Raw genomic sequence first — 3,886 nt, forward strand, 5'->3', positions numbered from 1 at the left:
AACCGACCCGCATCATCCAACAGGATTCCAGCTGAAATCCAAAGTGGAGAAGGGCGATCCAGTCGTTGAATACTACAGGAGGAATTCAAGCGCGAGCAAGATTTCCTTGGAGGATTTTCCGCTTAAGCAGCTTCCGAAGACCCAGCACTTGCACTTGACCGGGATACCGCCTGCGATTTCCGCCAGTTTCAGGGAGTTGTCATGGCAAGTGTTGAATGATCTGAAACAAAAGGGTGTGACCGTTTCATTCGATCCGAATCTCCGGCCGACCTTGTGGCCGACAGAACGGGAGATGATCGAGGTCGTCAATATGTTTGCCAAAGAAGCGGATTGGCTGCTTCCGGGAATGAAGGAAGGCGAAATCCTAACAGGCTATAGCAGGAAGGAGGATATCGCCAGTTATTATCTCGATCAAGGGGTTAAGCTGGTGGTGATCAAGCTGGGCGAAGAGGGTGCCTATTTGGCGACCGAAAAGGAAAGGAAGGATGTAGCGGGATTTGCCGTCACGGAGGTCAAGGATACGGTAGGAGCAGGCGATGGTTTTGCCGTTGGGGTGATAAGCGCTTTATTGGAAGGAAGATCGTATCAAGAAGCGGTGATACGGGGAAATGCGATAGGAGCGAAAGCGGTGATGTCATCCGGAGATCATGAAGGTCTTCCGGATCGGGCAGAGCTGGAACACTTTATGAAAAAAGGAGTGCTTCAATCATGAAAACCTCTCAATTGCAGGTAGCTTCGCGAAAAAGGTGGATGAGATTGATCCCGTTGGTGTTCATCACATACAGCCTGGCTTATCTTGATCGGGCCAATTATGGGTTTGGCGTAGCGGGAGGGATGGGGGAGGACCTTAACATCACGGCTGGTGTATCTTCCTTTTTGGCCGCGCTGTTTTTCCTTGGTTATTTCTTCTTCCAAGTTCCAGGTGCACATTATGCTGAAAAGAAAAGCGCGAAGAAGCTGATTTTCTGGAGCCTGATCCTCTGGGGAGGACTTGCAACCTTGACGGGCATGGCGACAAGCGTCGGTTGGCTTTATCCGATCCGTTTCTTGCTCGGGGTCGTTGAAAGCGCTGTTATGCCTGCAATGCTCGTGTTCCTCAGCCACTGGTTCTTAAAAGAGGAACGTTCCCGGGCCAATACCTTTTTGATCCTTGGGAACCCCGTTACCGTCTTATGGATGTCGATCCTTTCCGGCTACTTATTGAAGGCATTCGACTGGAGATGGCTGTTCATCATCGAAGGATTGCCGGCAGTGCTTTGGGCATTCATCTGGTATAAGGTCGTCAATGATCGTCCTAAAGATGCCAAGTGGCTTACCGCACAGGAAAAAAACGATATGGAAGCCGTCCTGCAAGCAGAACAGGCCGCTTTAAAACCGGTGAAAAATTATCGGGAGGCGTTCAAGTCAAGGCAGGTCGTCATACTCAGCATCCAATATTTCATGTGGAGCATCGGGGTATATGGCTTCGTCATGTGGCTCCCGTCCATCATTAAGCAGGCATCCAATCTGGATATTGTCGCGACCGGCTGGCTTTCATCGGGACCTTACTTGTTGGCGGTCATCGCGATGCTGGCGCTATCCCACTTTTCGGATAAGACGTTAAATCGGAAAACATTCGTATGGGCAGCGCTGCTCGTCGGGGCCCTCGCATTCTTCGGCTCCTTCATGATCGGAACCACGAATTTCTGGCTTTCCTACGCATTATTGGTCATTGCCGGCGGTGCGATGTATGCCCCGTACGGTCCGTTCTTTGCCATCATTCCCGAAATCCTTCCAAGGAATGTCGCTGGCGGGGCGATGGCCCTGATCAACAGCATGGGTGCGCTAGGCTCATTCGTAGGTGCCTACTTCGTCGGATATTTAAACGGCTTGACTGGCGGGCCAGGGGCATCGTATGTGTTCATGGCCGGATCTTTATTGATCTCCGCCGTACTGACCTTGATGGTCAAAAAGCCAGTGGTTACGGCAGCCAAATCCGTGGAGGTGGTTACGTCTTGATGATACAGCTGGCATTGGACAGGATGAATATGGAGGAAGCACTGAAATTGGCCCGTACCGTGGAGTCGTCGATAGACTGGATTGAAGTCGGGACTTCCTTGATTAAAGAGTTCGGCATCGGTAGCATCAAAGAAATGAGTGAGAGCTTTCCTGATAAAAAAATCGTTGCAGACATGAAGACGATCGATAATGCGGCGTACGAAATGGATCTTTGCTTTCAGAACGGCGCCGATATAGCAACGGTGATGGGGGTGGCATCGGATGTTACCATCCAAACCTGCCTGGAAAAAGCGCGTGAGTATAATGGGAAAATCATGATTGATTTATTGAATGTGTCCGATTCCCGGCTTGAACAATTACAGAAATACAATGAGGCGATCTTTTGTGAGCATGTAAGCAAGGATAGCCAGGAGAATGGGGGGCATGCCTTGATCAACATGAGAAATCACGCCGGATCGATGAGGGCGGCAGCTGGAGGAATCACGCTATCATCGTTGCCAGCCATGATCGCCAACCGGCTGGATGTTATGATCATCGGCTCGGCCATTACAAAAGCGAAGCACCCAGCGGACGCTGCAAATCGATTCAAGGAAGCGATGAATATGGAGAAGGACGTGAAGCAGGCTTGAAAAAGGAAATTGCCATTATTTTAACAGAAGTGAACGGAGTATTTCGCAATATGGATGAAGATGCAACCGACTTGCTCGTAAACAGTTTACAGCCGGAGCAAAGGATATTCATCACGGGGGAGGGGAGATCGGGCTTCATGGCTAAAGCCTTCGCGATGCGTTTGATGCATCTTGGCTTGAACGTATATGTGGTCGGGGAGACGATCACGCCTTCGATCGCGAACGGCGACCTGATCATAGCCATCAGCGGGAGCGGCACGACGAAAAGTGTGGTCTCGGTAGCCATGAAAGGCAGGGAAATAGGCTGCAAGGTGTTCGCCATCACGACAAATGACCAATCCGAATTAGCGAACGTTTCCGATGAGGTTTTGGTGGTCCCTGCTGCTACGAAAAACCGCTTGAGTCATGAAACGGAAAGCGTCCAGCCGCTAAGCTCCTTGTTTGATCAATGCGTACATGTTTTGTGTGATGCCATATGCCTGGACTATTCATTGTCCCAATCCATAAGCCACCAGTCGACTTATTCCAAGCATAGTAATATCGAGTGAAGAAACAGGCGGGTCCTCTCAAGGGACCTGTCTTTTTAATCGTAAAAAAAAGCCCTTTATCCCCAGATTCGGGAATAAAGGGCGTGTACCGCGGATGCGGCACAATTGTACGGAATTAATACGCTAAGCTATATAGCGCTTTGATGTGTGATAGGTAGCGGATATTGCTTGCTTCCTTCATCAAAGTGGCCGGCAGGCCTTTCAGGGATGTGTTATTGGCTCCGACGGTTGCCACGGCATCCTTACGGCCAAGGCTCGCAAGCGTACCTGAATTTACAGGTGCGAATACTTCAAGCTTCTTGCCTTCGAAGGCTGCATAGAGGTTATACCCGACAAGCTCACCCATTTGCCATGCGTTTTGTGCAGTTGGCGCGTATGGACGTCCGCCTTCTGGAGGGAAAGCAAGGGCGCTGTCACCGACAACGAATACATCCTTATGTGATGTCGATTGCAGGTATTCATTAACGGCTGCTTTGCCGCGATCGACTTCAAGACCTGATTCGCCGACGATAGGAAGAGCCGCAACCCCGCCTGTCCAAACAAGCGTATTGGCCGTGATCGTTTGTCCATCCTTCAATTCGATTTGGTTGCCTTTGACACCCGTTACAGGCAGACCTGTCAAGAATTCGACGCCGCGCGCTTCCAAGGAAGACATGGCCCGGTCGATTAGCGGATCAGGCAGCACAGGAAGGATTTTTGGACCAGCTTCAA

General features: G+C 50.5%; 5 protein-coding genes. 4 read left to right on the forward strand and 1 reads right to left on the reverse strand.

The genetic code is table 11. The features are described from left to right. From CVN76_RS04540 to hxlB, 4 genes are all read left to right on the forward strand, one after another. Positions 1-712, forward strand: a 712-nt coding sequence (locus CVN76_RS04540; RefSeq protein ID WP_100530462.1) for a sugar kinase, incomplete at its 5' end; no start/stop codon positions are given. Next, a complete protein-coding gene (locus CVN76_RS04545) occupies positions 709-1,998 on the forward strand; it encodes an MFS transporter (protein ID WP_100530463.1) in 1,290 nt (429 codons plus the stop codon). The genes CVN76_RS04540 and CVN76_RS04545, both read left to right, overlap by 4 nt. Then, positions 1,998-2,627, forward strand: coding sequence for a 3-hexulose-6-phosphate synthase (gene hxlA, locus CVN76_RS04550; protein WP_232732103.1), 630 nt, complete (start codon positions 1,998-2,000; stop codon positions 2,625-2,627). The genes CVN76_RS04545 and hxlA overlap by 1 nt, the downstream gene beginning before the upstream one ends. Continuing rightward, positions 2,624-3,175, forward strand: coding sequence for a 6-phospho-3-hexuloisomerase (gene hxlB, locus CVN76_RS04555; RefSeq protein WP_100530465.1), 552 nt, complete (start codon positions 2,624-2,626; stop codon positions 3,173-3,175). The genes hxlA and hxlB overlap by 4 nt, the downstream gene beginning before the upstream one ends. 115 nt (positions 3,176-3,290) lie before the next feature. Here hxlB and CVN76_RS04560 read toward each other — a convergent pair. Next, positions 3,291-3,886 (reverse strand): NAD(P)/FAD-dependent oxidoreductase (locus CVN76_RS04560; protein ID WP_198512477.1); only part of this gene is annotated, 596 nt, incomplete at its 5' end.

It is taken from the genome of Bacillus sp. mrc49 (assembly GCF_002803435.1).

Excerpts from the sequence above, each read along its gene's own strand:
- hxlA (WP_232732103.1), top strand. The coding sequence starts at position 1,998 with ATGATACAGCTGGCATTGGACAGGATGAATATGGAGGAAGCACTGAAA.
- CVN76_RS04545 (WP_100530463.1), top strand. The coding sequence starts at position 709 with ATGAAAACCTCTCAATTGCAGGTAGCTTCGCGAAAAAGGTGGATGAGA.